This window comes from Terriglobus aquaticus (genome assembly GCF_025685415.1).
In the GTDB taxonomy this organism is placed as follows: domain Bacteria; phylum Acidobacteriota; class Terriglobia; order Terriglobales; family Acidobacteriaceae; genus Terriglobus; species Terriglobus aquaticus.
In genome coordinates this window covers 3,416,129-3,442,979 of the sequence record NZ_JAGSYB010000001.1, presented here as the reverse complement: position 1 = coordinate 3,442,979, position 26,851 = coordinate 3,416,129, and the positions used below count along the sequence as shown (strand labels likewise).

At 61.5% G+C, this 26,851-nt stretch carries 25 protein-coding genes; 18 read left to right on the top strand and 7 right to left on the bottom strand.

Annotated elements, in window-relative coordinates:
• The first annotated feature begins 13 nt into the window (after positions 1-13).
• The 3 genes from OHL12_RS14250 (at position 14) to OHL12_RS14240 (ending at position 3,536) form a co-directional block, all read left to right on the top strand.
• Positions 14-913 carry a class I SAM-dependent methyltransferase gene (locus OHL12_RS14250; protein ID WP_263414482.1) on the top strand — a complete coding sequence of 300 codons (900 nt, stop codon included), beginning with the start codon at positions 14-16 and terminating at the stop codon, positions 911-913.
• 371 nt (positions 914-1,284) lie between these two features.
• The gene (locus OHL12_RS14245; protein WP_263414481.1) at positions 1,285-2,694 is read left to right on the top strand and encodes a bifunctional folylpolyglutamate synthase/dihydrofolate synthase; all 1,410 of its coding nucleotides are present in this window, start codon (positions 1,285-1,287) and stop codon (positions 2,692-2,694) included.
• On the top strand, positions 2,691-3,536 hold the full coding sequence (locus OHL12_RS14240; protein ID WP_263414480.1) for a lysophospholipid acyltransferase family protein: 846 nt from the start codon (positions 2,691-2,693) through the stop codon (positions 3,534-3,536). The genes OHL12_RS14245 and OHL12_RS14240 overlap by 4 nt, the downstream gene beginning before the upstream one ends.
• Before the next feature lie 78 nt (positions 3,537-3,614).
• Here the strand turns inward: OHL12_RS14240 and OHL12_RS14235 are convergent, their stop codons facing one another.
• Both OHL12_RS14235 and OHL12_RS14230 read right to left on the bottom strand, forming a co-directional pair.
• The gene (locus OHL12_RS14235) at positions 3,615-3,971 is read right to left on the bottom strand and encodes a hypothetical protein (protein WP_263414479.1); all 357 of its coding nucleotides are present in this window, start codon (positions 3,969-3,971) and stop codon (positions 3,615-3,617) included.
• A gap of 168 nt (positions 3,972-4,139) precedes the next feature.
• Positions 4,140-5,207 (bottom strand): purine-nucleoside phosphorylase, encoded by a 1,068-nt coding sequence (locus OHL12_RS14230; RefSeq protein ID WP_263414478.1) that lies wholly within the window; start codon positions 5,205-5,207, stop codon positions 4,140-4,142.
• 151 nt (positions 5,208-5,358) lie between these two features.
• On the opposite strand from OHL12_RS14230, the gene OHL12_RS14225 reads away from it, so the two are divergent.
• Positions 5,359-5,568, top strand: a complete 210-nt coding sequence (locus OHL12_RS14225; protein WP_263414477.1) for a hypothetical protein — start codon at positions 5,359-5,361, stop codon at positions 5,566-5,568.
• 167 nt (positions 5,569-5,735) lie between these two features.
• On the opposite strand, the gene OHL12_RS14220 is transcribed toward OHL12_RS14225, so the two are convergent.
• Positions 5,736-6,569 carry an endonuclease III domain-containing protein gene (locus OHL12_RS14220; protein WP_263414476.1) on the bottom strand — a complete coding sequence of 278 codons (834 nt, stop codon included), beginning with the start codon at positions 6,567-6,569 and terminating at the stop codon, positions 5,736-5,738.
• A 19-nt stretch (positions 6,570-6,588) separates the two neighbouring features.
• A complete protein-coding gene (locus OHL12_RS14215; protein WP_263414475.1) occupies positions 6,589-6,795 on the bottom strand; it encodes a DHH family phosphoesterase in 207 nt (68 codons plus the stop codon).
• Between the two features lie 132 nt (positions 6,796-6,927).
• Here OHL12_RS14215 and OHL12_RS14210 point away from each other — a divergent pair, with 132 nt between their 5' ends.
• The 5 genes from OHL12_RS14210 to OHL12_RS14190 all read left to right on the top strand — a co-directional run bounded on the left by OHL12_RS14210 (position 6,928) and on the right by OHL12_RS14190 (position 12,729).
• On the top strand, positions 6,928-7,947 hold the full coding sequence (locus tag OHL12_RS14210) for a glycosyltransferase family 2 protein (RefSeq protein ID WP_263414474.1): 1,020 nt from the start codon (positions 6,928-6,930) through the stop codon (positions 7,945-7,947).
• 488 nt (positions 7,948-8,435) lie between these two features.
• Entirely contained in the window at positions 8,436-9,986 is a 1,551-nt protein-coding gene (locus OHL12_RS14205) for a porin (protein ID WP_263414473.1), read from the top strand.
• A 69-nt stretch (positions 9,987-10,055) separates the two neighbouring features.
• Entirely contained in the window at positions 10,056-10,694 is a 639-nt protein-coding gene (locus OHL12_RS14200) for an SOS response-associated peptidase family protein (protein WP_263414472.1), read from the top strand.
• The gene (locus tag OHL12_RS14195; RefSeq protein WP_263414471.1) at positions 10,691-11,158 is read left to right on the top strand and encodes a hypothetical protein; all 468 of its coding nucleotides are present in this window, start codon (positions 10,691-10,693) and stop codon (positions 11,156-11,158) included. Before OHL12_RS14200 ends, OHL12_RS14195 begins: the two co-directional genes overlap by 4 nt.
• Before the next feature lie 125 nt (positions 11,159-11,283).
• The gene (locus OHL12_RS14190) at positions 11,284-12,729 is read left to right on the top strand and encodes a porin (RefSeq protein ID WP_263414470.1); all 1,446 of its coding nucleotides are present in this window, start codon (positions 11,284-11,286) and stop codon (positions 12,727-12,729) included.
• Positions 12,730-12,754: 25 nt separating this feature from the next.
• Here the strand turns inward: OHL12_RS14190 and OHL12_RS14185 are convergent, their stop codons facing one another.
• A complete protein-coding gene (locus OHL12_RS14185; protein WP_263414469.1) occupies positions 12,755-14,224 on the bottom strand; it encodes a sensor histidine kinase in 1,470 nt (489 codons plus the stop codon).
• Between the two features lie 18 nt (positions 14,225-14,242).
• Here OHL12_RS14185 and OHL12_RS14180 point away from each other — a divergent pair, with 18 nt between their 5' ends.
• From OHL12_RS14180 to kdpC, 6 genes are all read left to right on the top strand, one after another.
• Positions 14,243-15,376, top strand: a complete 1,134-nt coding sequence (locus tag OHL12_RS14180) for a histidine kinase (RefSeq protein WP_263414468.1) — start codon at positions 14,243-14,245, stop codon at positions 15,374-15,376.
• The gene (locus OHL12_RS14175) at positions 15,373-16,071 is read left to right on the top strand and encodes a response regulator transcription factor (protein WP_317889824.1); all 699 of its coding nucleotides are present in this window, start codon (positions 15,373-15,375) and stop codon (positions 16,069-16,071) included. The genes OHL12_RS14180 and OHL12_RS14175 overlap by 4 nt, the downstream gene beginning before the upstream one ends.
• A gap of 386 nt (positions 16,072-16,457) precedes the next feature.
• Positions 16,458-16,544 carry a K(+)-transporting ATPase subunit F gene (kdpF, locus tag OHL12_RS17430; protein WP_399262224.1) on the top strand — a complete coding sequence of 29 codons (87 nt, stop codon included), beginning with the start codon at positions 16,458-16,460 and terminating at the stop codon, positions 16,542-16,544.
• Positions 16,545-18,308, top strand: coding sequence for a potassium-transporting ATPase subunit KdpA (gene kdpA / locus OHL12_RS14170; RefSeq protein WP_263414467.1), 1,764 nt, complete (start codon positions 16,545-16,547; stop codon positions 18,306-18,308).
• A gap of 18 nt (positions 18,309-18,326) precedes the next feature.
• Entirely contained in the window at positions 18,327-20,363 is a 2,037-nt protein-coding gene (gene kdpB, locus OHL12_RS14165) for a potassium-transporting ATPase subunit KdpB (protein WP_263414466.1), read from the top strand.
• A gap of 11 nt (positions 20,364-20,374) precedes the next feature.
• Positions 20,375-20,935, top strand: a complete 561-nt coding sequence (kdpC, locus tag OHL12_RS14160) for a potassium-transporting ATPase subunit KdpC (RefSeq protein WP_263414465.1) — start codon at positions 20,375-20,377, stop codon at positions 20,933-20,935.
• A 26-nt stretch (positions 20,936-20,961) separates the two neighbouring features.
• Here the strand turns inward: kdpC and OHL12_RS14155 are convergent, their stop codons facing one another.
• Entirely contained in the window at positions 20,962-21,780 is an 819-nt protein-coding gene (locus OHL12_RS14155) for a tetratricopeptide repeat protein (protein WP_263414464.1), read from the bottom strand.
• A gap of 246 nt (positions 21,781-22,026) precedes the next feature.
• Here OHL12_RS14155 and OHL12_RS14150 point away from each other — a divergent pair, with 246 nt between their 5' ends.
• Positions 22,027-22,962: a hypothetical protein gene (locus tag OHL12_RS14150; protein ID WP_263414463.1), complete on the top strand. Its 936-nt coding sequence runs from the start codon at positions 22,027-22,029 to the stop codon at positions 22,960-22,962.
• Positions 22,963-23,076: 114 nt separating this feature from the next.
• Positions 23,077-24,249, top strand: coding sequence for a Gfo/Idh/MocA family protein (locus OHL12_RS14145; RefSeq protein ID WP_263414462.1), 1,173 nt, complete (start codon positions 23,077-23,079; stop codon positions 24,247-24,249).
• Between the two features lie 119 nt (positions 24,250-24,368).
• On the opposite strand, the gene OHL12_RS14140 is transcribed toward OHL12_RS14145, so the two are convergent.
• Positions 24,369-25,007: a TetR/AcrR family transcriptional regulator gene (locus tag OHL12_RS14140; RefSeq protein ID WP_263414461.1), complete on the bottom strand. Its 639-nt coding sequence runs from the start codon at positions 25,005-25,007 to the stop codon at positions 24,369-24,371.
• 127 nt (positions 25,008-25,134) lie between these two features.
• Here OHL12_RS14140 and OHL12_RS14135 point away from each other — a divergent pair, with 127 nt between their 5' ends.
• Positions 25,135-26,814 carry a DHA2 family efflux MFS transporter permease subunit gene (locus OHL12_RS14135; protein WP_263414460.1) on the top strand — a complete coding sequence of 560 codons (1,680 nt, stop codon included), beginning with the start codon at positions 25,135-25,137 and terminating at the stop codon, positions 26,812-26,814.
• The last annotated feature ends 37 nt before the right edge of the window (positions 26,815-26,851 follow it).

The following is a 26,851-nucleotide window of genomic DNA, read 5'->3' as shown; positions in this document are numbered from 1 at the left end:
GCGCAGCGACCGCTTGCCGCGCACATGCGGGGCAGTTGCCGACCGCAACGGAGCAAACTCTCTGATCGAAGCCACACCTTCACGAACCGCCTACCGCGTAGCGCTTCGCCGCGCGGCGCATCAGGTCTTCGACGATCCCGTGGTCTTCCGCGACCCGTTGGCGCTGCGGATCCTGGGCATGACGCGCGACAAGCTGGAGCTGAACCAACTGCGTGCGCCCCGTCGACCCTATTCGCGGTCGCTGCGGGCCTTTGTGGTCGCGCGAGCATGCCTGGCCGAGGACACGCTGCGTGATGAAGTGGCTCGAGGCGCGACGCAATACCTGCTGCTCGGTGCCGGGCTGGACACCTTCGCCTACCGCAACCCGTACGGGGATGTACGCGTCTTCGAAGTGGATCATCCCGCGACCCAGCTCTGGAAACGATCGCTGCTGCGGGAAAGCGGCATCGTTCCGCCGGAGTCTTGCCGCTACGTGTCGGTGGACTTCGAGGAGGATGACCTGATCGAACGTCTGCTGGCCGCGGGATTCGACCCTGGCGCGACTACGGTCATCGCCTGGCTGGGAGTGGTGCCCTACCTGACTGCGGACGCCATGCGCTCAACCCTGCGAGGGCTGGGGAGCTTGCCTGGAACCAAGAGACTTGTGCTGGATTACAGTCTGCCTCGAGCGATGCTGCCGCCGAATGAGCAGTTGGCACTGGATTCGTTGAGTGCCCGGGTAGCGCAAGCGGGGGAACCGTTTCAGCAGTTCTTTGCGCCGGAAGAGATAGAGCGGGAGTTGGGGGACTCCGGTTGGGAGGTGCTACTGGACCTGGACAGTTTCGGGATCAACGCCCGCTATTTTTCGGGTCGTTGTGACGGTTTGGGTGTCCTGGGAAAGGGAGCGCGCCTGCTGCTGGCCGGCAATGCGTGACCAATGCAGGGTTGGGTTCCAACCTATTCTTCGCCGGAACGCATGGCGAAAACGGAAGGAAGAACTAGCATAACGAGGAACGCAAGGCCAACAATCAAATCATGCATGGAACATCCTTTGGAGCAAAGTCCCGCGTACAACCGGCTACGCAGGCACCCCGGCAACTCACCTGGCCTACCATGGGCGATACCAATGTTACGAATCACCTATGTACTGGCATGTACCACCTTCGGGGGAGTCGGCCTAACCTTGGACGCACTCTGGCCGATAGATTCATGCGACGCGGGATCGCTGCAGTCCCTGCTTGATCAACCTGCACATCCGCCGGTGCAAACGACAGGATTGGGCGCTCTGGCTACAATCAGGTTCGCATGACCTATGAAGCGGCCATCCAATTGCTGGCCACCGCCGGAGCCGAGCTGGCGGGTACCCGACGCAAGTTTGAGCTGGAGCATATGCGCGTGTTGGCGCGTGCCCTGGGCGACCCACAGACTCAGTTCCCCTCCGTTCTAATCGCCGGGACCAACGGCAAAGGATCGACTGCCGCGACGCTGGCCAGCATCTTGGCGTGCAGCGGCTATCGCACGGGCCTGTACACCTCGCCGCACCTGTTACGAGTCAACGAGCGCATACAGATCAGCGACCCGGCCCAGCCTGGCAATTCGCTCGTACCCATCGCAGATGAGGCGTTTGCGGAGAGCTTTGCCACGGTGGATGCTACCTCCCGCGATCTGGTCGCTCGCGGCGATCTGCCGCAAATGCCTAGCTTTTTCGAGACTGTGACCGCGATCGCGTTTCACGCATTCCAACACGCAGGTGTGGATATGGCGGTGCTCGAGGTGGGCTTGGGCGGACGCCTGGACGCAACCAACATCGTCGAGCCTGTATGCAGCGTGATCACCGACATTGCCCTGGACCACCAGGAGTGGCTGGGCAACACCATTACCGAGATCGCACGCGAAAAGGCCGGCATTCTGCGGCCCGGCGGAACTCTCGTCACCCTGCCGCAACATCCTGAGGCGAACTCCGCGATCGGCGAACGAGCCGTGGCGCTGGACGTTACAGGCGTAAATGCAGCGGCGTACCTGCCACAGCCCTCGCCACGCGAGGCGGTGAGCGACAGCTATGTGGTTCCTGCGTTCGGCGGCGCCTTCACGGTGACGCCGCAATTGCCTGGCGACCACCAGCGGCGCAACCTGGCCCTGGCGCTGGCGACGGCGGAGTGGCTGTCCGCCCGGACCGGGCTTGACCGCATTACGGCGGCAACGGCAGAGCGCGGCATCCGGGAGGTGCGCTGGCCTGGCCGGCTGGAGCGAACCACGCTGCCTGGCGGAGCCACCCTGCTGATGGATGTGGCACACAATCCTGCAGGCGTGTGGACGCTGCGGTCGTACCTGTCCCGCGCGTTCGCGGACGAGACCCTGCCCGCGCCCCGCACGCTTGTGTTCAGCGGGTTGGCAGACAAGGCGCTGGAGGAGATGGCCCAGATTCTGTTCCCCATCTTTGACGGACCAGGTGACCGCGTCATCCTGGTGCCCGTGCATTCGCCGCGCGCTGCCGGTGCGGAGCGGCTTGCCACCATTGCTGCTGGACACGCAGGGCATGAAGTCGCGATGCACAAGCAGTCCGGTGACGAAGCGGTGCAGTTGCTTTCCGGTATCGCCGAGGCGTACACGTCACTTCGCTCTGCCACGAACGGTTCCGTGGTGGTGGCCGGGTCGGTCTACCTTGTGGCTGAATGGAAAGAAGCCATGCTGGCTGATTCGGAGGAGCAGAAGTGAGCCAACTGGCCGTGGAGAATGGTGAACGAACGCAGCGCGACCTGCCTCGCATGACACGGCGCGAACCGTCTGCCTTCTGGAAGTGGGTGACGTACCTTGTGCTGATCCCGCTTATGGCAGTGTGGACCTTGGCGTGTGGATCGCTCTCGCTGTTCTGTTCGCTGTGGGACAAGTCTGGACGCCAGCAGCACAGCGTGGCACAGGCATGGGCGAAAGGCATGCTGCTGCTTTCGGGATCGCGGCTGACGGTGGTACATCCCGAGCGGCTGCAGCGCAGCGGTGCCGCCGTGTATGCCTGCAACCACCTCAGCTACATGGACACGCCTGCCCTGTTCGGAACGCTTCCCTTCCAGTTCCGCATCCTGGCGAACCATTATCTGTTCAAGTACCCGGCAGTCGGGTGGCACCTGACGCGGTCAGGGCAGGTGCCCATCGATCAGTCGAGTCTTCGCTCGCAGATTGCAGGGCTGACCCGCGGCGTGAAGACGCTGAAAGATGGCATGCCGATCTTGCTGTTTCCGGATGGAAGCCGGTCCAGCGACGGACACGTGAGGCAGTTCCTGTCGGGTGCGGCGTTTATGGCGATCAAGGCACAGGTACCGCTCGTTCCCTTGGCGCTCATCGGCACATTTGAATTACTGCCCATGCACACCTACTCGCTGTCGCCACGGCCGCTGCTGCTGGTGGTCGGGGAAGCGATCGATACCGTCGGCATGACCACAAAGAATGCGGACGAACTGACGCAGCAGTTACTGAAAACAATCAGTGACATGTACTACGCCTATTCCCCGCTGGACCGCCCGGAGCAAGCGCCAACGAACGAAGCCAAGATATTCGCCTGACGGTAGATCGCAGTATCACGGAACGCAAATAAGAAAGCCCGCTCCTGCAGGAGCGGGCTTCTCTCTGACGAGGACGGCCTAGTACGGACGGCCCCCACCCTGATGCGACCAGAACGCCGCATAGCCACGCTGGAAGGCCGCACGGTACAAACGGCGCGCCGGTCCACGATAGTTGCGGTACTCATCGCGATTCATCACATTTGGGCGACGTCCATTCTTCGCATCCTGGCTGGCGCCGTACATGCCATCGCGCCATCCCTGACGCTGAACGTCCTGGCGAAAATCAGACGGAGGCGCATCCCATCCTCCCGGGCCCTGTCCCGGAGGTGGCGGAGGCGGCGGTCCGTACCCATTTCCGTACTGCGCCATGGAGATCGCCGGCACAGCCAAAGCTGCTGCGAACACGGCCGTTACGATACGTCCCTTGATGTTCATGCGAAGTTCCTTTCCTGCCCGTCTCGTTCAGAGCAACGCTCCGAATTCGGAGCAACGACATACGAGAAGACACCGTTTGGGACGGCGGGTTGCGGCTGCGTGTTGCCACACCTGACAGATTTCGCACAAGCATCGGCTTCACCGCATAAAGCTGGCATTGTCGGCCGGCTACTGGGCGGCCGGGACCGTATCGCGATATTTCGGCCAACCCTGCACTAGTTCGTGCACAACCGCATCGCCGACTCGAAATGCATTTTCCAATGACGGCTGCAGGGCGCTGTAGCTTGCGATCTTGCTGCTGAACGCCTCGTCGGCCAGCGGCTCACTCGCTGGCTGCTGATCGAAGTTGCTTGCTGTCCGCAAAACGAGCACGCGGTTCATGTCAACGCGACCGGTCTTCGCAAGCTGGCTCAACGAGTACAGCGTTCCCGAATCCTCCATGCCGCTGATTGCATAAGTGCCCTTGCCGCCAGTCTGGTAGCGCACCCACGCGCGCGCCCACTCGCTCAACTTGCGCCCGTGATAGTACGTGCTGGAAGACATCGCAGTTCCGCGCTGCACCCGGGGCGCGGTATGCGCGGCATCGCCCGCAAACTGTAGACGGCGCTCCTGCAAGCCGGGCAGGTCCATCAGCGGAGTGTGCTCCGTCTGGCGGACCGCCCAGTCGACGAGCTTGCTGTTCAGTTGAAACGCCATACCGTTGTCATCGGTCCTGGGCTCTTCGTACGGAGTCTTCTTCCGCAATGGAACGTACCCTGTCGACCAATCTTTCGGTATCTCGCGGGCATCGAATTCGTACGCGTAATCCCCGTCCACGATCCAGTCCGACCACACCGCCGACCCAAGCGTGCCGGCCTGCGGATCGATGCCGCCGATGCCCGCGACGATCCAGTACGCATGCGACAGATCGAATCTTGGATCAAGCCCCAGGGCCATGATGGTGCTGCTGGCGCGCAACGTTCCCATGCCGGTCACGATGCCGAGCACACCGTCGTCGTTCATCAAGGCGTCGTGATACGCGGCTGGCAGCGCGTAGCGATGGTTCAGGTGTTCGCGCTCAACCCAGTACTGGAACTCGCCGGGCGCGTCCCCGGTGTCCTTGCCGATCTCGAACATAGTGACGACGACGGCCTTGACCGGGATGGGACGCTGCCCGGTAGCGGATGGCCCTTGTGCCACGGCGCGCATTCCACACAGCAGGGCGAGCGCCAACGTACTTCTGCGAAAAAGATGCATGTCCTTCAGCCTAGCGAAGCACATGGTGGGCGACAAGAAACGACTTCTTCCTGAAGCGAGTGGTGCAGCGTCTTTCCGTGTGGAGATCGCTTGCAGACGAGCAACATGCGGCCACGATTCCGTCTCTCACTCATGGACGGAGGAACATATCATGCAGGCTCTTCATGACGGACAGTGCGGGCTGTGTAGCCACTTTGGCGAGAACCACGCAAAGAACGACGCGCTGGTCAGCATCATTTCCAGCAAGCAGGCAGATGTGGTGCTGCTGGACGAATGCGGTCACCCCAAACACTCCAGCCTTCACCTGAAGGTGACGCCGATCAGCGGTTGTGACGGCTTTGTGCCGGCCGCCTCGGCGTAGGTATTCGATACCGAGCAAGCGAACTCCCGCGCCCTGAGGGAGACGCGGGGCAAAGCAATGCCAGTGCAAACGGCGCGGACTTAGCGCCGTTTGCACTGGCATCTTCTTTCACCGGCAATCAGGGTGTTCCTTCTGTATCGACGATTCCACTAGCTGGCTCGAGCGCCTCAGTATTTCGACTGAAGCACTGCGGGATAGTGGCGGATCTTTGAGCTTCCTGTCGGGCAAAGCTCAACCAGCGGGCAAGCGAAACAGGCGGGCTGATTCGGGGTGCATCGGGTTTGCCCCAGCAACTTCACCAACTGGTGATGGTCGTCCATGGTCACGGCCTGCCAGTCGCTAGGGACAATGCGCATCAGCGCGTCTTCGACCTGTCTCGGCGTGCTGCGCTCCGGTGCAAAGCCCATGCGTACGGACACGCGCTGATGGTGGCCGTCCACGCTGATCACCGGTCGACGCAGCGAGGAGAAGTTCACCACGGCAGCGCTCACCTGCGACCCGATGCCTGGAAACTGCTCCAGCCACGTGCGAATCTTCGCGGTGCGATAGTTGGCAAGAAACAGCAGCGACAACGCTCCCGTACGTGCCGTGATCTGCTCGAGTGTGGCCTTCAATTGCGGTGCTTTGCGGTCCGCAAAAGTGGCCATGTGGATGGTCTCTTCGATCTCCGTAACGGGAGCATCCCGCAGCCGCTCCCACCCCACTTCGTCCCAACTATTAGGCCCCGTTGGCCACCCGTCGTAACGTTCCCGCAGAGCCCGCAGCAGAGCGTGCGACTCCGGCGTCTTGGTGCGGGAACTACATAGGGAGTAGATGAGCTGGGTCAGCGGGTCCCAGACCTCGCGCTGCGGCGGAGTTCCACAGGCATTCAGCAGCGATTGGTGCATGGCGACCAGGCGCCGCTGCTCCTGCAAGTCGTGCGCCGTCCAGCCGGGCGCTTCCGAATGAGGCCCGGTCGCATCACCGAAGAGCGAATTAGGAGCTGGCTGAAGACGCGCCACTCTGACCGCCTCGCCGAGCTTACAGAGACCCCTCAACCGCCTTACGGCAGCGGCCATACAGATCCAACAGTTGGCCTACCTGGTCTTCGGGCTTCGCAATGGTGGCGCCCGCAAACCCAGGTGTGCCGCCGCCGCTGCCCTTCACCACGTTCGTGGTCGATGCAATGAACTTCAGAAGATCGAGCGCGATGTCTTCGGTGCGCCTGGCGGAGTTGTTGGTGTCCATAAGTCCCTCACCAGCAAGGATACCCGTTTAGGTAAGGGACGCACGCAGGCCTGAGAAGCAGAACCTGGCGGAAAGCTGCTCAGCAACGCGTTCCAGCCCCGGTTCCGCGGCTGCATCTGCCATAATGCGGCTATGGAGCCGACCCTAAGCATTGTTGTCCCCTGCTTCAACGAGGCAGAGGTCATTGCAGAATGTCACAGTCAGCTCACAAAAGTGCTGCAGGGAATGGCTGTACCGTACGAGATTGTCTTTGTCGACGACGGTTCCAGCGATGCGACGCCGTTTCTCCTGGAAGAACTTCATCTTACCGATCGGGAACATGTCACGATCGGCCGGCTCAGCCGCAACTTCGGCCACCAGATCGGCGTGACCGCTGGTTTGACCCTCACTCGGGGAGCGGCCGTCGTCATTATCGATGCCGACCTGCAGGACCCGCCTGAGCTGATTCCGGAGATGTTCCGGCTGTGGCGCGAAGGGTTTCAGGTGGTCTATGGCGTGCGCGATGTCCGCAAGGGCGAGAGCCGCTTCAAGCTGATTACCGCCAAGCTGTTCTACCGCCTGATGAACGGTCTTTCTGACGTAGAGATTCCGTTGGATACCGGGGACTTTCGACTGATCGATCGCAAAGTGGTGCAGGCCCTCGCACAAATGCCAGAGCGGCACCGGCTGCTGCGGGGCATGGGCAGTTGGATCGGTTTCAAACAAACAGGGCTGCGCTACGAGCGGCACGCCAGGTTCGCGGGGACTACCAAGTATCCGCTGCGCCGCATGCTCATGCTTGCTACCGACGGGATCGTTGGCTTCTCGACGGTTCCACTGCGCATCGTCACGATCCTCGGCTTCTTCGCTGCCACTGCTGCGCTCGTAGGCATTCTCTACACATTGGCCGTGCGGCTGTTCACGTCGTCCTGGGTGGCTGGTTGGGCCATCAGCTTCATCGGCATGCTTTTCATGGCGGGGCTGCAGATGCTCTCGCTCGGCATCGTGGGCGAGTACATCGGCCGCATCTACACCGAGAGTAAACAGCGGCCGCTCTTCTTCTTCCAGGAAGTCCTGAACGCATCGTCGTCGCCAAACAGCGAGACTCCGTTCACATCGACCCACCTGGCTGGAGCCGCCCCAGAGATGAAGCCGGCGCAGCCGCTCGGCTGATCGATCACGGGCGACGTTCTCCTGCAATACCTCACCACGACATCTCTGAATAAACGCTTGCTTCTTATTGGCTGCTGCTGAGTGGGGGCAGTGACATACACCTGTGCAAAGGTCGGGCAACACCGCAGGCGCTGACTACTACAAGGACGGGTCAGCGTGGAGAGCTGATCGCCATCTCTGCAACTCGGAGATGGAGATATCTTGCGCAGCAGCGGGATGACGTTGTCTCTGGAAAATAACCGGAGCGCAAAAAGCAGTGAACAGGAAAGCGCACTTTTACGAGCAACTCGGCTCCTACAACAGAGCACCTGCAGAGCGCGGGTAAGCTCTGCTCTACTTCACGAGCGTTCTTATGCCTTTCTCATCTCTTCCGGAATGAAATGGGGAGAGGCCGCTTAGTGCGGCTCAGAAATGAGAAAGCAGAGATGTTGAACAAAACCACAGAGCGCGGGAAGATTTTCAGTACAACCCTTGCGCTGCTGGCAGTTTTGGCAATCCCTTCCTACGCAACCTGCCATGCGCAAACCGGCCAGGAAGACGACGCCACACGAAACGCCCAGATCGACGACCTGCAACGAAAGATCGACGAACTGCAAAAGCAGATCAATGCCATGCGGAAACCGAACTCATCGTCGCCTGCCGCGATCCGCACCACACCCGAAGTAGTACCGCAGAGCCTTGCGCCAACCGCTGCTGAGGAAGACAGCACGACGGCGAAGGCAAGCGCGCCTCCAGAGCCGGCCGTGGAACACGCCGCCACTGACGACAAACACTCAGAGCCGTTTGCCTATGCCGATTACAGCTGGCTCAACGGAAACGCACGCACCATCGATACGCCGTATGCGACCAAGTTCTTCACGCCAGAGATTCGCGCGGACGTGAACTACACCTATGACTTTCGCCACCCGCAGGACGACACCATCTCCGGCTCCAGCGAAGTCTTCCGCTCAGGTGAAGTACAGCTCACGCAGCTCGGCGTAGGTGGTGATTTCCATTACGACAACGTCCGGGCTCGCCTGATGACACAATTCGGGCTCTACTCTGAAACGACACCGCGCAACGACGCCAGCCCCGCCCGCGGCCAGTGGAACCTGGCAGACGCTTACCGCTATGTCTCAGAGGCGTATGGCGGGTATCACTTCAATGTGCAGCACGGCATCAACCTGGACGCGGGCATCTTCATGTCCTATGTCGGCCTATTCTCTTACTACCAGTTTGATAACTGGGCGTACCAGCCCTCGTATGTGTCGTCGAACACGCCATGGTTCTTCAACGGTGTGCGGCTGCAGTGGTATCCCACGGCGAAATTGAAGATTGAGCCTTGGTTCACCAACGGCTGGCAGTCGTATGGGAAGTTCAACAACCGCCCCGGCCTTGGCGGCCAGATCTTGTACCGTCCCAATGGACGGTGGTCCATCCTGGGCAACCAATACGCTCTAGGACGCGATGCTCTGGGCGTGAAGGATCGCACGCGTTACCACACCGACGACAGCATCGAGTACAAGTACTACCAGGCAGGCAGCCAGTATGCACGGATCAGCAAGGCCGCACTCTCCCTTACAGGCGACGCCGGCTGTGAATCCGGTGGGGGCGTCAGTTGCTTCGGCAATGGCAAGAACGGCCCCAAGCAAAGCTTCCTGGGCTTCATGCTCTACAACCGCCTCTGGTTCGACCGCGATCGCTACGCGCTGACGCTCGGCGGCGGACGCATCAACAATCCAGGCCGCTACCTGGTGCTGCTGCCGCCGATCAATGGTGCGACCGCGGCTTCGGGCACAACGTACTTCACTGAGAATCCTGGCGATCCGTTCAAGGCCTGGGATGCCTCGGTCACTGCGGATTACATGCCCAGCCAGTACTTCACATACCGCTTGGAGTACAACCATCGCGCGGCAAACGTGCCGTACTTCAGCGGGCCGGGCGGCGTAACGCCGCCGGGAGGAAACACAGGTACGCCCGGTGCTGCTGTGCCTGGCTGGTCGCCTGACCTGCGCAATAGTGAGAACCGCATGACGTTCGCGTTTCTTGTGAAGTTCTAGGCAATCTCAACCCGCTCGCGGGTGGGCTTCTGCACAGCGGAGGCCCACCTGGCAGCAATACAGCCACTTATGATCCATCCCAGTTTTGAACTCGCCATGGATGCGGAGCGCCTCTTCGCCTGGGCTCATGTTGCACCGCAGGCCACGCCGCAGTGGACACATCGCGGCACGGCGTACAGTCACCGACACTATCCCGTGCTTCGCCTGTCACGCACGGGGCAACGTGAACTTGTGTGGATGCGCCAGGGTCTGATCCCCGCGTATGCCCACGATGAGGGTGGAGCGGAAGAGCGGGAAGCGGCGCACGCGGAAAGCCTCTCCTGCTCGTCCTGTTACCGGAGTGCGTTTCGGCGCCGGCGATGCATCCTTCCTGCCGACCACGTAACCGACCTGCAGCACGGCCCAGACCGGACCGGCAGCATGTGTTCCCTGGCGCTCGCCTCCGGTGAGATCTTCGGCCTGGCCGGCGTGTGGGAGACATGGAGTAACGACAACGGCCACCCGGTAGAGACCTTTGCTGTGGTCACAACACCGGTCTCCGCAGCGATGCGGCACTTCGCGGATCGCATCCCGGTCGTAATTGCGGAACCTGACCAGGATCGATGGCTATACACGGGCGACGTGCGCGACGAGCCCTTTGATCTGTTGCGTGCCCTGGACGTGAACACGTTGCAGGATTGGCGGTTGAGCCCATGTCTCCCGGCATGAAGACCTCCGTCCCTGTGGCGTCGGCAGGCATGGAAGCGGCAGCGGCACGAGAGACCCGTGCGCAGGAGAAAGCTCGCCGTGCTTTCATGCTCTATCCGGCGCTGTTCAGTGCGGCCCTGGGCTGCGGCACGGTAGCGCTGACATGGTGGTGCGTCCATGACGCCGTTGCGCATCCGCACCAGCAGATCTCGCCCGCGGCCTTGCTGGTCGGTTTGGTGTACCTCTTTATCCCCGTCGGTGCAATCCGCCTGCTGTGCTTCGGCGGAATGCTGCTGTCGCCGCGGCGCAGAGAGGCAGCCGGCGGCCTGCTGCCCGGCGCCTCGGGACGAAGTGCAGGCCACGATTCCGCTGAGACTCCGCCAGTCACGGTTTGCCGACGCATCGGCGTTCTGGTGCTTGCGGAAGCAGCGACTCTGCTGGCCGTGTGGACGTGGTGCATCGTCCGGCTCTTGCACGCAGCGTGAGAGCGCACGAGCGATGGAGGCTCGACCGCATGGTTGACCTCGGTTAGCGCGAACACCACTGCCGGCGCACAAACCTCTATAGACGGAACTGCAGGAGGGCGCACCCGGCATCTCAGTAGAGGAATATGAAGAGCGGTATCAGGATTCTTTCGATTCCAGTCCTTCTGGCCAGTTCCCTCTGCCTTGCGCAGACTTCGCCGGCCCCCGCGGACGCCGGCCCGACTCCAACAGCACCAAGCGCCAGCGCGTCTCCGGGGCAGTCTGGTGATTTCTGGCAGAGGCTGGCCGCCTACTACCGCCAGGACTGGAACGGCACCGCCGCGTCCGGCCCGGCTCCGGCCCGCCGAGGTCTTCCATCTCCCCTCAGCTCGCCGCCCTTCCCCAGCGCCGACTGGAGCTACGGCGGTTCACCCACCATCGGTGAACCCGACACAAATTCATACCCGCTGCAAACTGCCCTGAACGGCGCCAAGGGCCGGGTGAAAGTGTACGGCTGGGTGGAGCCCACGGTGAACGGCAGCACCGCTGGCAACGCCCAGGGCGCGCGCAATAATCCTGTGGCGAATGACTTTTACCCGAACCGCCTCGAACTCGGACAGTTCGTTGTCTACGTGGAACGGCTTCCCGACTCGGTGCAGCGCGATCACATCGATTGGGGCTTTCACCTGACCTCGCTGTTTGGAACGGACTACCGGTCGACCACCAACAAGGGTTACTTCAGCAGCCAATTGCTCGACAACAACCGGCAGTACGGCTTTGACCCCGCGCTGGAGTACGTGGACGTGTACTTCCCGCATGTTGCCGAAGGCATGAACCTGCGTGTCGGCCGCTTCATTTCCATTCCCGGCATTGAAGCGCAACTCACTCCGAACAACTACGTCTTCAGCCACTCCCTGCTCTACTCGGTTGACCCGTTCACCGACACAGGCGCGCTCGCGACCATCCAGGCCAATAAGCAGACGGTGATCCAACTCGGCATCTCTGCGAGCCATGATGTCGCGCCCTGGACCAGCGACGCGAAGCCCTCATTCATGGGGTGCGTGAGTCGATCGTCGAAGTCAGAAAACAACAACAGCTACACCTGCGTGAACGGCATCAACGACGGCAAATACGCCTTCAACAATATTCAAATGTTCGATGAAACCTGGTACCACAAGTTCAACTCCAGTTGGCACATGGCGACGGAGGTCTACTTCATGTACGAGCGCGACGTTCCCAGCGTGAACGGTCCCATCACTCCGGAAAAGGGCACCAACGGTGCCAACTGCTCACCCGGCAAGGCAACCTGTTTCGCCCAGGAGTATGCCTTTGTGAACTACGTAAATAAGCAGCTTGGGCCGCACAACTACCTGACGCTGCGCAACGATCTGCTGAACGACAAGAAGGGGCAGCGCACCGGGTACGCGGGCAAAGTGTCGGAGTGGACGTTCGCATGGAACCACTGGATCGGATCTACGATTCAACTTCGCCCCGAGATCCGTTTCGACCACGCGTGGGATCGCCGCACCTACAATCACGGCACAGCGATCAACCAGTTCACCGCGGCCAGCGACCTGGTCTTCCATTTCTAAGCGCGGCTCGCTTCACGCGCAGGCGTCACATCTCTACGAGCGTCGCCTCATGCGCGGCTGTGGCCAGCGGCAGGGTAAAGGTGAACACCGAACCCGAACCCGGTTGACTGGTCACCTCGATCGTTCCATCGTGCGCCTCGACAATCGCGCGGCTGATGGCCAAGCCCATTCCCGATCCCGAGATATGCTCATGCGGATTTCGCGCCCGGTAGAAGCGGTCGAAGATGAACGACTGCTCGCTAGGATCGATGCCGTAGCCTCGATCTGCAACCGCGATAGAAACCGCACTGCCTTGAACCCGGGCAGAGACGGTGATCGGTGTCTGCTCCGGTGAATACTTCGCCGCGTTCTCGATCAGGTTGCACACCACCTTTTGCACCAGTTCCGCGTCGGCCCACACGTCGGGAACGTTTCCATCCACGATGGTGATCGGGTGGTGCGCATAGGACGAAGCGCAATCGTGCCGAGCCTGCTCCAGCAGGTCGTGCACGTTCACGGCGCGGAAGGTCATGTGAACTTGCCGGGCATCCAGCTTGCCCATTTCGGTGGCTCGCTCGACCAGCAGGTTCAGCCGGTCACTCTCCTCATCCACCACGTCGATCAGGTCGTCGCGCATGTCGGCCGGCATGTTGCGGTTCGCCCGTAGCGCCGAAGCCGCGCCCTTGATCGAGGTGAGCGGCGTGCGCAGCTCATGCGTAATGGAATCGATAATCAGCGTACGAAGGCGTTCGCTTTCCTTCGTCGCCTCACCCTTCGCCAGGTCGGCCAGCGCCTGAGCGCGATCCAGGGAGATAGACACGAGGCCGCCAATGGTCTGCAGGCTTTCCGATGACACCCGGACACCGGTCATGGTCAGCAAGCCGCGCGGCCGCGCGCCCGCCATGATGGGAATGCGCACCTCACCCGTCGCTTCCAGGTCTGGCTCGCGCAGGCTCAGCGCTACCTGGCGCAGGTGCGGAACCTCCGCGCTGATCACAGTGCTGCCATGCTGAAACACGCGGTCACCATCCAACAGATACAACACCACTCCGGAAGCGTGCGTTACGCGGGCGATGAGCACCGGCAATGCCGTTTGCAGATTGCCGACATCGTCCAGTTGCAGCAGCTCGCGGCCCAGTTGGAACGACAGCTCGACCTCCCGCTGCCGCGACCGTGCTCGCGACGCCTGATCGCGCGCCTTCTGGGACAACCGGCTGCCGACCGCGGCAGTTACAAGGAAGACAAAGAGTGCAAGCCAGTTCTGCGAATCTGCAATCGTGATTCTGCCGATGGGTGGAAGAAAAAAGAAGTTGTAACAAACCGTTGCCGCAAGCGAAGTTACCAACGCGTAGCGGAAGCCCCAGTTGGCTGCGAGTGTCAGGATCAGCAACAGCAGCGTCAACGCAACCGTGGTCTGGTTCACATGGAGCCAGCGGCTGTAGACGAGTACAATTCCGGCCAGAGCCGCAGCCGCAACCGTCCACCGAAAGATGATGATGAAGCGCCGCGAGTCCATGAGGGCAATTCTAAGGCGATGACCGTTCGGAAGACACCGGAAGACTGGTTGCACAGCAGCGAGGCGGAAGGCGAGAAGCAGAAGGGCCGCTTCAAGGTCTTTCTTGGCTACGCTCCGGGTGTCGGCAAGACGTACAGCATGTTGAGCGAGGGCCTGCGGCGGTTGCAGCGCGGCGAGGACGTGGTCATCGGTGTCGTCGAAACGCACGGCCGCGCAGGCACAGCGGAGGTAAGCCAGAAACTCGAGCAGGTGCCCCGGCGCGACCTCGATTATCGCGGAACCATCTTTCAGGAGATGGATGTAGACGCGATTCTCAAGCGCGCTCCGCAGGTGGTGCTGGTCGACGAATTAGCACACACCAACGTGGTGGGCAGCCGCTTTGAAAAGCGCTACGAAGACGTTCTGCTGCTGCTCGAAAACAGAATCGACGTTCTCACCACGGTCAACATCCAGCACATTGAAAGCCTGACTACGCGCGTGCAGGCACTGACCGGCGTGACCGTGCGCGAGCAGGTGCCCGACTGGGTGCTGGACCGCGCCGACGAAATCGTTATCGCCGACCTGACCCCGGAAGCACTCATCACGCGCATGCGGCGCGGTGACATCTATCCGCCGGATCGCATCGAGCGCTCACTGGCGAACTTCTTCCGACGCGGCAATCTGATCGCCCTGCGCGAGATGGCATTGCAAAAAGTCACCAAGGCGGTCGACCGCCACCTGGACGACTACGTTCGCCGTAAACGCCTGGGTGCGCACTGGGCGGTTACGGAGCGCATCGCCGTGTGCATCAGCAGCAATCCGCAGGCGCGCGACCTGATCGCACGCGGCGCCAGATTGGCCGAGGGCATGGACGGCGAGTTGTTCGTAGTTCACGTAGAGACGGAGCGCGACGAAGATCCGGAGCGGCAACACACCCTGCAGGCGCACCTGCAGTTCGCGAGCAATCTGGGTGCGGAGATCGTTCACCTGAAAGGGAAAAGTGTCGCGTCTGCCACGGCCGAATACGTCACGCAGCACCGCATCACCCAGGTGATCTTCGGCCGATCTGCCCTGCACGGCCTGCGCAAGTACCTGTACCATCTCGCCATCCAGAAGTTCATGACCGAAGCGCCACACGTCGATCTGCACATCGTCACCCAGGAGGAATCGTGAGCCGCATCCTCATCGTCGACGACGAGCCCCAGATCACCCGCATGCTGCGCGCTTCCCTGGTCAGCAGCGGCTACGAGGTGATCAAGGCGGGCAACGGCCGCGAAGGCCTTGAGGTCTTCGAATCGTCAAAGCCAGACCTGGTCATTACCGACCTAAGCATGCCCGTAATGGACGGGCTTGCACTGACCGAGGCGATCCGCCGCATCTCTCGCGTGCCCATCATCGTTCTTAGCGTTCGCGCGACCGAAGGCATGAAGATCGACGCCCTGGACGCGGGCGCAGATGACTATGTGACCAAGCCTTTCGCCATGCCGGAGTTGCTGGCCCGTGTGCGCGCACAGTTACGTCGCCAGGCCCTGCCGCCGCAGGAAAGCACGACACCCGAAGGCACGCTGAACGCAGGCGACTTCGAACTAAACCCGGAAGTCCACCGTGTGCTGGTGCGCGGTGTGGACGTGCGCCTGACACCGAAGGAGTTTCAGTTACTTGCGGCTCTGTTGCAGAAGCCGGATCGCATCCTGACCCATCGAGCTCTTGGTCGTTTCATTTGGGGCGCTGCCGAAGAGGGGCAAGTCGAGAAGCTGCGCACTCTGGTAGCGCAACTGCGTAAGAAGATTGAGCACGGCGAACATCGCTACATTCACAGCGAGCCCTGGGTGGGCTACCGGCTTACTCCCTCGCCTGAGAACTTATAACTTTCTCATGCCTTTCTAACGGACTTCCCACGCGAGGAAGCATGTAATTACTGTGTGGTCGGGATTGTAAGTCCGTACGTCGCGTGGCTTCGTGTGCTGCCGGGTGATCGGCAAGATCAACACACAGCAACAGCACGATTATGTCTCAGCCCGCCGGTCGCACCCTGCGTTACAGCATCGCTCTTCTTCCAAAGAGCCCGGCTCTGCTACGCAGCATCTTCGCACCGCACCCCGACGTGGTGCGAAGGCCGACTCGCGGGACCACTATCGCACTCAAGAAAGGCTGACTAGATGCTGGATGCTCTGGCCTTGCTATTACTCTCGCTGCTCTTTGCCACATCGCTGCTGTATGTGCGCGGATGTGAAGATTTGAAGGGAAAACGCCCATGATCCTGAATGTGGCTCTTCTGACTATCGCGGTTCTGCTGATGGTGTATCTCGTGTACGCCTTGTTGCGCCCGGAGAAGTTCTAAATGACTCTGAATGGTTGGCTGCAAATTGGCTTGTTCATGGCGATTGTGTTGCTTCTGGCGAAGCCGCTGGGCAGCTTCATCACCGCCGTCTTCGAACACCGCCGCACCTTTCTCGATCCTGTGTTGGCGCCAATAGAACGTCTGCTGTACCGCGTGACCGGAGTCAAACAAGACGAGGAGATGACGTGGTGGCAGTACACCAACGCCATGCTCATCTTCAGCCTGGCGTCTCTGGTGCTTACCTATGTGATCCAGCGCGTGCAGCACCTGCTGCCCCTGAACCCGCAGAACCTGCCCAACGTGGCGGCAGACCTGGCGCTGAACACCGCTGTCTCGTTCACGACGAACACCAATTGGCAGTCGTACACGCCGGAAACGACCATGAGCTACCTGACTCAGATGGTCGGTCTGGCCACGCACAACTTCTGGTCCGCAGCCGTTGGTCTGGCACTCGCGATCGCGTTCATTCGTGGCATCGCCCGCCGCGAGATGAAGACGCTCGGCAACTTCTGGGTCGACCTGACGCGCGGCACGCTGTGGATCCTGCTGCCGATTTCCGCCGTGCTCGCGTTGGTGCTGGTATCGCAGGGAGTCGTGCAAAACTTCCGGCCCTACGACACAGCAAAGCTCGTCGAGACACAGAAGACGACCGGCTCTGACGGCAAGACAACAACCGTGTCCACGCAGACCATTGCACAGGGCCCGGTAGCCTCGCAGGAAGCCATCAAGATGCTCGGCACCAACGGTGGCGGCTTCTTCAATGCAAACAGCGCCCACCCGTTTGAGAACCCCACGCCGCTGACCAACCTGCTGCAAATGCTGGCGATCTTTCTGATACCTGCGGCCCTGACGGTCACTCTAGGCCAGATGGTGAAGTCTCCGAAGCACGGCTGGGCTGTGCTCGCCGCCATGGTCATTCTGTGGTTCGCCGGCACGTTCGTTTGCTACTGGGCAGAGGCACAGGGCAATCCGCAACTCGCGCATGTAGACCAGCACGTCTCCGCGACGCAGAGCGGCGGCAACATGGAAGGCAAGGAAGTTCGCTTCGGCATTGCGAACACCGCCCTGTTCGCAACCGTGACCACTGACGCAAGCTGCGGTGCCGTGAATGGCATGCATGACAGCTTCACACCGCTCGGCGGCCTCGTTCCCATGGTTAACATCCTGCTGGGCGAAATCGTTTTTGGCGGCGTGGGCGCGGGCATGTACGGCATGCTGGTCTTCGTCATCCTCGCGGTGTTCATCGCCGGTCTCATGGTCGGCCGCACGCCGGAGTACCTCGGCAAGAAGATCGAAGCGTATGACGTGCAGATGTCAATGCTGTATCTGCTCATCTTTCCGCTCATCATCCTGAGCCTGGCGGCCATCGCGATTCGCATGCCGGTTCTGGGCCTAGGCAGCTTGACCAACCACGGACCGCACGGCCTATCGGAGATCCTGTACGCGTACGCCTCCGCCACCGGCAATAACGGATCCGCCTTCGCTGGCCTCAGCGCCAACACGCACTGGTACAACTTCTCGCTCGCCGTTGCGATGTTCGCTGGCCGCTTCCTCATGCTGATTCCCATGATGGCCATCGCTGGCAGCCTAGCCGCGAAGAAGATTGTGCCCGCCTCCGCCGGCACCTTCCCGGTCACCACGCCCCTGTTCACGGTGCTGCTCACGGGCATCATCCTGATTGTCGGCGCGCTCACCTTTTTCCCAGTGCTCAGCCTTGGTCCAATACTGGAACATCTGCTGCTCCGCGCGGGCCAACTCTTCTAACGGCGCAACGAGGAAACCATGGCCACGAAGAAACGTTCTCTCTTTGATCCCGCAATTGTCCGCCGCGCCTCGGTAGATGCCCTGCGCAAACTCAGCCCACGGCTGATGATGAAGAACCCCGTCATGTTTGTGGTGGAGATCGGCAGCGTGCTCACCACCGTGCTGCTGGTCATCGATCGCATCCTGCACCGTGGGCACTTCAGCTTCGACCTCCAGATCACGTTGTGGCTCTGGTTCACGGTGCTCTTCGCGAACTTCGCCGAGGCCATGGCGGAGGGCCGCGGCAAAGCACAGGCCGACGCCCTGCGCCAGGCCAAGTCCGAGACCACCGCCTACAAGGTGGACAAGAGCGGCCAAGTGCAGGAGATCGCCAGTTCCCAGTTGCGTGCCGACGATGTGGTCCGCGTCACCGCCGGGCAGATGATTCCTGGCGACGGTGAAGTAGTCGAAGGTGTCGCTTCTGTCGACGAATCCGCGATCACGGGCGAGTCTGCTCCGGTGATTCGCGAAGCCGGTGGCGATCGCTCCGCAGTTACGGGCGGCACGCGCGTGCTCAGTGACGTGATCACCGTACGCATCACCTCGAACCCTGGCGAGACCTTCCTCGACCGCATGATCGCGCTGGTCGAAGGCGCCGAACGGCAGAAGACTCCCAACGAAATTGCACTCAACATTCTGCTTGCGGGACTTACGATTATTTTCCTGTTGGCGGTCGTCACGCTGCAGCCGTTCGCGCAGTACTCGGGCGCGCCGCAGACCGTGTTCGTGCTCATCTCATTGCTGGTTTGCCTGATCCCGACCACCATTGGTGGGCTACTTTCGGCGATCGGCATCGCAGGTATGGATCGCCTCGTGCAGCACAACGTGCTGGCCACGAGCGGCCGCGCCGTGGAAGCCGCAGGCGACGTGAACACGCTGCTGCTCGACAAGACCGGCACCATTACCGTCGGCAATCGCCAGGCCGCTGAGTTCGTTCCCGCACCCGGTGTGACCGCTGCGGAGCTTGCCGACGCGGCGCAGCTCTCGTCGCTTGCCGATGAGACTCCGGAAGGCCGCAGCGTGGTCGTGCTCGCGAAGGAGCAGTACAACCTGCGCGGTCGCGAACTCGGCCAGGTGAACGCCGAGTTCATTCCCTTCAGCGCCAACACCCGCATGAGCGGCATCGAGGTGGACGGTCGCTCCATTCGCAAGGGTGCCGTGGATGCGATCGCTCGCTATCTGGACGAGCACGGCAAAGGCATGCCCGCTGAGGTTCGCGCCTCCGTCGAAGAGATCTCCCGCAAGGGCGGCACACCGCTGGTCGTCGCCGAGAACGGCCGCGCCATGGGCGTGATCTACCTGAAGGACGTGGTCAAGGGCGGCATGAAGGAGCGCTTCGACCAGCTCCGCGCCATGGGCATTCGCACGGTGATGATCACGGGCGATAACCCGCTGACCGCCGCCGCCATTGCGCGTGAGGCAGGTGTCGACGACTTTCTGGCGGAGGCCAAGCCCAAGGACAAGATGGACCTAATCAAGCGCGAGCAGGCCGAGGGCAAGCTCGTCGCCATGACCGGCGACGGTACCAACGACGCGCCCGCGCTGGCTCAGGCCGACGTAGGCGTCGCCATGAACAGCGGCACCCAGGCCGCCAAGGAAGCCGGCAACATGGTTGACCTCGACTCGAATCCGACCAAGCTGATCGAGATCGTCGGCATCGGCAAGCAGTTGCTCATGACACGCGGCGCTTTGACCACCTTCAGCATCGCGAATGACGTGGCCAAGTACTTCGCCATTATCCCGGCTATGTTCGCCGGCGTCTTCCCGGTGCTGAACGCGCTCAACATCATGCACCTGCACAACTCGGAATCGGCGGTACTGTCGGCTATCATCTTCAACGCTCTGATCATCATCGGTCTCATTCCGCTGGCGCTGAAAGGTGTAGCGTACAAGCCGCTATCTGCCGCAGCGCTGTTGCAGCGCAACCTGCTTGTCTATGGTGTGGGCGGCATCATCGTTCCGTTCATCGGCATCAAGCTGATCGACATGCTCATCACCGCGATTCACCTGGCGTAAGGACCCGAGCCATGAAGAAGACCATCGTCACCGCAACGCTCTACACGGCCATCACGGCCGTCCTCCTTGGCCTGATCTACCCCGCGGTCATCACCGGCATCTCTATGCTTCTCTTCCGCGACAGGGCCACCGGTCAACTCATCACCCGCAACGGAGATGTGATCGGCTCCAGGATCATCGGGCAGCCGTTCACCGGAGCGACCTACTTCCACAGCCGGCCGTCCGCGGCGGGCACCGGATACGACGCCCAGTCCAGCAGCGGCTCCAACTTGGCTCCGTCCAGCAAAACCCTGGTGGACCGCGTGAATACCAGCGTGAAGTCTGAGGCGGAGGGCAGCACCGATGTTCCAGTAGACCTGGTCACCGCTTCCGCCTCCGGTCTGGATCCAGACATCACCCCAGCCGCCGCGCTGTACCAGGTGCCGCGCATCGCCCGCGAACGCCACCTGAGCGCGGACGCGGTGACCCAACTCGTTCAGGCCAACACCACGCCACGCCAGCTTGGCTTGTTGGGTGAACCACGCGTCAACGTGCTGCAACTGAACCTGGCGCTGGACCAGTTGCACCCGTAGACGGCTGAAGAAAGGGACGGCGGCGTTCAGTTGCTCTTCAGATCGTCCACCATCCGCAGGAACGGTTCGCTGGTCCGTAGATCGGCAAAGCTCGACTCGTGCAACAACCGGTTGCGGTCGTGAAATCCTTCGACGATGCTGCGCCGTAGAAATTCCAAAGCCAGCTTTGGATTGCCACTCTGCGCAAACGTGCACGCCTGGTGGTAGTGCATCTCGGCCTGGTTCTTGGAAGTGCCTGCAGTCTGTACTCCGTGCTGCGCCGTTCGCTCCATCACCTCAGGGTCCAGCCGAATGGCCTGGCGATACATCGCATCACCCTTGTTGTAGTTGCGCTTGCTGTAGTACAGCGCGCCCAGATTCTGAAATGTGTCCGCGTTGGTCGGCTTCAGCTTCAGGGCTTTTCGGTAGTATTTTTCTGCCTTACCCAGGTCGCCGCGGCTGTGCATCACCGTGCCCAGGTTGTTCCAGGCGTCTCCCATTTTTGGGTCCAGCTTCAGCGCCGCTTCAAAGCAGTGCTGCGCCTGATCGAACATCAGCATCCGCTCGCTGGCCACGCCCATGCGATTCTGCACATCGGCGCTGACCGGAGATAGCTGGCTGTATACACGAATGGCGGCCAGGTAGCGTCCGCGCGCGACGAGCGAATCGGCCAACATCATCGAGGGCGGACCTTCGCCATCCACCACGTGGGTTGCCGTGTCCGCACCCACGGACGTCGCCGGAATAGACGCAGGAATGTTCCCGGCACCCGCAAGCTGGGCCGCTGCCTGTTGCGCTCGCAGCGGGGCGGGCGCAAGAAACATCACAGACAACACGCCGACGATCGACACCGAAAGGCGGTACATAGTCCCTCCCGACACAGGAGCGGAATGCGTGCAAGGTGGAAGCATCTTGCTCCCGGCGAGGCACACTCCGCAAGAGGGACTTTCCCCAGGTGCGCGCCTGCCGGTTCGGACCGCCACAGCCACCGCGCCTAAGTGCCTACTGCGATACCATCGCAGATGGGGCAAAAGAGCTCTCCGCGCGACCGCGTTCCGGGAGGTGCTCCGCATTCTGGCCCAAGATTTCATTCCCGAAGGAAGCAGAGCACCATGGCGTTGACGACGAAGCTGGCGAAGCAGGTGGAAGAGGCAGCAGCACGGGCAGGGCTGCACCTGGCAGGCGCAGGTGAAAACTCCGGCTTCAACGGCTTGCCCACGGAGCTGTACACGCTCACCCTGCCGGACAACCCGGCGCGGCGCCAGACCCTGGAATTGAGCGCCAACCTCGACCTGTCCAAGGCCGCGTTCCAGCAGCCGGTGCACGACTTCCTTCTTCAAACGGCAAAGCGCCTGCGCAATCCTCGGCCGGAGTGCGCGGTCACGCTGGGCGGCCTGCCGATCAGCTTCTCCGCATGGCAGTGGCCGTTCCACCTCTCCACGTCGGGCGCCGACACCTACATCGTGCACGGCGAGGCGCACCTGGAAGACGGCAAAACTGCGCCCGAACAGCAACTGCGCGCCAAGATTTCCGCCAGCATGACCGTCACCTTCGCCGAGGTCGTTGCCGCACCGGAGCAGCCCTTTGCCGAAGGCTTCATTTACAACGCCGTCCGCAAGGTCATGGATCAGGGCCAGATCGAACTGGTCAAGAGCGGCAACCGCCAGCCAGTACCGGTCACCACGCGGTACTACTCGACCAAGCAGGGGCGCTTCATCTTCAACGATACGGACGAGCAGCAGCGCCAGGATTTCCTCGCCAGCAAACTATTCTGGCTCAGCGGTGTACTGGGCGGCAATGCACCCGTGTGGCTGCTGGATCCGCGTGACGCGCAGTACCTCAACACAACCGTTGCGGAGTTGCAGAAGAGCGCCGAATCTCTCTCCCGCGACGGCCTGCTGCAGTTTGAGCAGGATCGCGAGTTTGGCAGCGCCACCACGCCGCTCATGGGCCACCACTCCGAGTTCGAGTCCACGTTGGCAGAGGCGCTCGCCTTTACCAAGCCGACCTTCAACGAACAGATGCGTGCCGGCAACACCAATATGTAACCCGGACCTTCCGACGGCGGCGGCGCACGCTAGATCGCGCCGCCCGCCTGCGCGACCCGGATCGCGTCGCATCTCACCCTCTGCAAACAACGCAGAGACGCGAGGGTGAACAGGATGGGCATCAAGGAATGGCTCGGCATGGCAGCCGAAAAGAAAGTGCGCTATGCCATCGTCGGCGTAGGGGACATCGCACAGGAAGACATGATGCCCGGTGTGGACCACACCGGCAACTCTGTTATTACCGCCCTGGTCACCAGCGACCCCGCCAAAGCCAGGGAACTGGGCGAGAAGTACGACGTAGAAGCGACCTATACCTACGAGCAGTTCAGCGAAGCCCTGCGGTCCGGCACGTTCGACGCCATCTATCTCGCAACCCCGAACTGGCGGCACGCCGAGTTCATCGTTCCTGCGCTCAACGCCGGTATCCACGTGCTCACGGAAAAGCCGATGGAAGTCTCCACCGAGCAGTGCAGGAAGATTCTTGAGGCGGAGCGTGCCGCGAAGTCCGCTGGCGGTGCAAAGCTGATGGTCGCGTATCGCCTGCACTTTGAACCGGCAACGCTCGCCACAATCGACACGATCCGTTCGGGCGATCTGGGCCGCATCACGACGTTCAGCTCTACCTTTGCCCAGATGGTGGACCCCTCAAACCATCGCGCGCATCACGGCGACCTCGCCGGTCCGGTGCTCGACATGGGACCCTACCCTGTCAACGCCGCTCGCTACATCCTGGAAGACGAGCCCACCGAGGTAGCCAGCGCGGTTGGGACGAAGCATCCCGAATCCGGCCTGCCGCAGGACTTCTACGACACCGTCGCGGTCACGCTGCGGTTCCCGGGCGAGCGCCTGGCACAGTTCAGCGTCTCCTACTTCGGCAATACTACGAACAGCCTGACCGCTGTAGGCGACAAGGGCACTGTGGTGCTCGATCCCTGCTACATGTTCGGCAAGCCGCTGGAACAGACGATCGCAATCAAAGACGACAAGTCGACGAAGAGCTTCAAGAATACCGATCACTTCGGGGGCGAACTGAAGTACTTCAGCGATTGCATTCTGAACAACACCGATCCCGAACCCGACGGCGAGGAAGGCTTTGCCGATGTCCGAGTCCTGGAGGGAGTACTGGAAGCGCTGAAGACTAGCGCACCGGTCAAGCTGCAAACCTTCACACGTACCAAGCGGATTGACACAGCGGCGCAGAAACAGACCCTGGGTGCAGTCAGCACACCGGACCTGGTGGACGCGAAGAATCCTGGTAAAGGTGTAGAAAAACAGCCAAAGAACTAGCAGGCCGCGATGCGAATCGGGAGTGGGGCGCGATTAGCGAGGCTGGAGGTTTCACACCATCTGCCTCGAATCTATCTTCGACTCCCCGCGGCCTCTCTCCTAGCTCTCCTGGTCCTCGCTCAACGCTTCCGCGAACTTGGCCGGCGTGTGTTCTGCGCCAGCACAAACGCGGTAATCCGCAGCGCATCCTGCCGCGGATCACTCTCGCCTAACTTATCGATACGCCGCTCACTTGCGCCGCGCACTAGGTCCAGCGTCGCCCAGGCAAGCTGCTCTAGGTCGTCGCAGGCAAACTCGCCCGCATCCACCCCATCCTGCAGCAGCGTCTTGTAGTCGCGCTGCGCGGCCCGCAAGAAGTCGGCCGTCTGCCTTCGATGCTTCTGCTCCCGGCCAACGGTCAGCAACAATCTGTAAATGGACTGGTTTTCTGTCCAATACTCCAGCCGGACCTGCAGCGCGGTCCGTAGCTTTTCTTGGAATCCGGTGACCTGCGCGGTATGCCGTTCCAGTTCGGCGCGCAGCTCGCGGCAGGCCCGGCTCACGGTCGCGCTATAGATGGCTTCTTTGCTGTCGAAGTACAGGTACAGCGTTCCTTTGGCGATGCCCGCGGCGGCAGCAATGTCTTCCGCACGAGTGGCTTCGTATCCCTTGCGCCCAAACACCCGCGTTGCAGCCGTCAGGATCTCCCCTGTCCGGATCTCGGAGAGAGCTTCGTTGCGGCGGACGCGTGCGGAAAGAGAAGACGCAACTGCAGGCACGAGCACAAGCTAGCACATTCCGGGTGAAACATGTCTGCATCGTTTTCCCCGCATGCCTGCTCCAATGACTAGCGAGTCAGTACAATGACTGTGCGGTCATTTTCGCAATCCGGCAACTCAAAGCAACATGCCAGAACAGAGCGTCGTACAAACCGAGCAGGCACTCGCACCGGCGGCCACCCGCTTTGAGCCGGACGTGCCCCTGAGTTCGCCCGCACAGGGCGGCCCAACGGTGCTTGAGGCCGTCAAGCAGATCAACCCCTGGATCGTTGCACTCGTCGTCACCATGGGCACGTTCATGGAGGTGCTCGACACGTCCATCGCCAACGTCGCGCTGCCACACATTGCGGGCGCCCTGTCCAGCTCGCAGGACGAGTCCACCTGGGTGCTCACCAGCTACCTGGTCGCCAATGCGATCATCCTGCCCATCTCCGGCTGGATCTCCTCCGTCATCGGCCGCCGCAACTTCTATCTAATCTCCGTGGTCCTGTTCACGGTATTCTCCGCCGCGTGCGGACTGGCTCCGTCGCTCGCCGCTCTCGTAATCTTTCGCGTTCTGCAGGGACTAGCTGGTGGCGGCCTGCAACCCAGCGTCCAGGCCATTCTGGCCGACGCGTTTCCCGGCGAAAAGCGAGGCATGGCCATGGCCGTGTACACCATCGCCATCCTGGTTGCGCCCGTTCTGGGACCCACGCTCGGCGGCTGGATCACCGATAACTACTCCTGGCGCTGGATCTTTTACATCAACATTCCCGTGGGCCTGGCGTGTGCCTTCTTCACGCGCATCGTTCTGCACGACCCGCCGCAACTGGTCGCCAAGCGCCTGTTGAACAAGGGCAAGAAGCTGCAGATTGACGGCACCGGCCTGGCACTCATTTCCATCGGCCTCGCCTCACTCGAAGTTGTGCTCGATAAGGGCCAGGAGCTCGACTGGTTCGGCAGCAGCTTCATTTGCTGGACGGCATTCATCGCGATCGCCTGCCTGCTGACAGCCGTCTGGTGGGAGCTGCGAGTTAAGGCACCGGTGGTGAACCTGCGGCTGTTGGCTGAGCGGAACTTCGGAATGTGCTGCGTGATCGTGCTCGGCGTGTACACGGCTCTGTACGCGTCTACCTTCCTGGAGCCACAGTTTCTGCAGGAGTTGATGGGATACACCGCGACCAGCGCGGGCATCGCCGTGTCGCCGGCCGGCCTGGTGACCATGCTGGAAGTCCCGATCGTGGGCTGGATGCTCGGCAGGGGCTCGGACGCACGGCGGTTTATTTTCGCGGGCATCGCGACCATGGTGCTGGGCACCTGGTGGCTTTCGCTGGCCAACCTGTCGGTCTCTGAGAGTTCGTTCATATGGCCGCGCGTCGTCCAGGTAATGGGACTGGGCATGGTCACCGTCCCGCTGTCGACGATCATGTTCCGCTTCCTGCCCTCCGACCAAAGCTCCAACGCAGCGGGACTATACGCCCTAGTGCGTAACGAGGGCGGATCCATCGGCATCGCAGTTGCGAGCACCTTCCTGCAGCGTACAGCGCAGGCACACCAGGCCTACCTGGGAGCGAACCTCACCGCTTCCAATCCGCTGGCACAGCGGGCGCTGCAAGCAGTAGGCAACGCGCAGGGATTCAGTGCAGCCAACCAAGGCATCGCCGGCCTGTCTGAACTGTACGGGCGCCTGCGGGAACAGGCGCAGTTGCTGGCGTACATGGATCAGTACCGGCTGTTCACCTATTTGCTTATCTTCCTGTTGCCGCTGGTCTTCTTCTTGAAGCGTCCGCCACGCATCATTGGCAAGATCGAGCTCGACGCGCACTAACCCCGGAGTGCCAGAGCCCGCCACCCCAGATGCGAAC

What these genes read in the sequence shown, in the direction of transcription:
- kdpC (WP_263414465.1), top strand. Translation starts at nt 20,375, where the DNA reads ATGAAGAAGACCATCGTCACCGCAACGCTCTACACGGCCATCACGGCC.
- OHL12_RS14230 (WP_263414478.1), bottom strand. Translation starts at nt 5,207, where the DNA reads ATGCATCTTTTTCGCAGAAGTACGTTGGCGCTCGCCCTGCTGTGTGGA.
- kdpB (WP_263414466.1), top strand. Translation starts at nt 18,327, where the DNA reads ATGGCCACGAAGAAACGTTCTCTCTTTGATCCCGCAATTGTCCGCCGC.
- kdpF (WP_399262224.1), top strand. Translation starts at nt 16,458, where the DNA reads ATGATCCTGAATGTGGCTCTTCTGACTATCGCGGTTCTGCTGATGGTG.
- OHL12_RS14180 (WP_263414468.1), top strand. Translation starts at nt 14,243, where the DNA reads ATGACCGTTCGGAAGACACCGGAAGACTGGTTGCACAGCAGCGAGGCG.
- OHL12_RS14200 (WP_263414472.1), top strand. Translation starts at nt 10,056, where the DNA reads ATGATCCATCCCAGTTTTGAACTCGCCATGGATGCGGAGCGCCTCTTC.
- OHL12_RS14145 (WP_263414462.1), top strand. Translation starts at nt 23,077, where the DNA reads ATGGGCATCAAGGAATGGCTCGGCATGGCAGCCGAAAAGAAAGTGCGC.
- kdpA (WP_263414467.1), top strand. Translation starts at nt 16,545, where the DNA reads ATGACTCTGAATGGTTGGCTGCAAATTGGCTTGTTCATGGCGATTGTG.
- OHL12_RS14215 (WP_263414475.1), bottom strand. Translation starts at nt 6,795, where the DNA reads ATGGACACCAACAACTCCGCCAGGCGCACCGAAGACATCGCGCTCGAT.
- OHL12_RS14210 (WP_263414474.1), top strand. Translation starts at nt 6,928, where the DNA reads ATGGAGCCGACCCTAAGCATTGTTGTCCCCTGCTTCAACGAGGCAGAG.
- OHL12_RS14150 (WP_263414463.1), top strand. Translation starts at nt 22,027, where the DNA reads ATGGCGTTGACGACGAAGCTGGCGAAGCAGGTGGAAGAGGCAGCAGCA.
- OHL12_RS14235 (WP_263414479.1), bottom strand. Translation starts at nt 3,971, where the DNA reads ATGAACATCAAGGGACGTATCGTAACGGCCGTGTTCGCAGCAGCTTTG.
- OHL12_RS14155 (WP_263414464.1), bottom strand. Translation starts at nt 21,780, where the DNA reads ATGTACCGCCTTTCGGTGTCGATCGTCGGCGTGTTGTCTGTGATGTTT.
- OHL12_RS14195 (WP_263414471.1), top strand. Translation starts at nt 10,691, where the DNA reads ATGAAGACCTCCGTCCCTGTGGCGTCGGCAGGCATGGAAGCGGCAGCG.
- OHL12_RS14185 (WP_263414469.1), bottom strand. Translation starts at nt 14,224, where the DNA reads ATGGACTCGCGGCGCTTCATCATCATCTTTCGGTGGACGGTTGCGGCT.
- OHL12_RS14190 (WP_263414470.1), top strand. Translation starts at nt 11,284, where the DNA reads ATGAAGAGCGGTATCAGGATTCTTTCGATTCCAGTCCTTCTGGCCAGT.
- OHL12_RS14245 (WP_263414481.1), top strand. Translation starts at nt 1,285, where the DNA reads ATGACCTATGAAGCGGCCATCCAATTGCTGGCCACCGCCGGAGCCGAG.
- OHL12_RS14135 (WP_263414460.1), top strand. Translation starts at nt 25,135, where the DNA reads ATGCCAGAACAGAGCGTCGTACAAACCGAGCAGGCACTCGCACCGGCG.
- OHL12_RS14225 (WP_263414477.1), top strand. Translation starts at nt 5,359, where the DNA reads ATGCAGGCTCTTCATGACGGACAGTGCGGGCTGTGTAGCCACTTTGGC.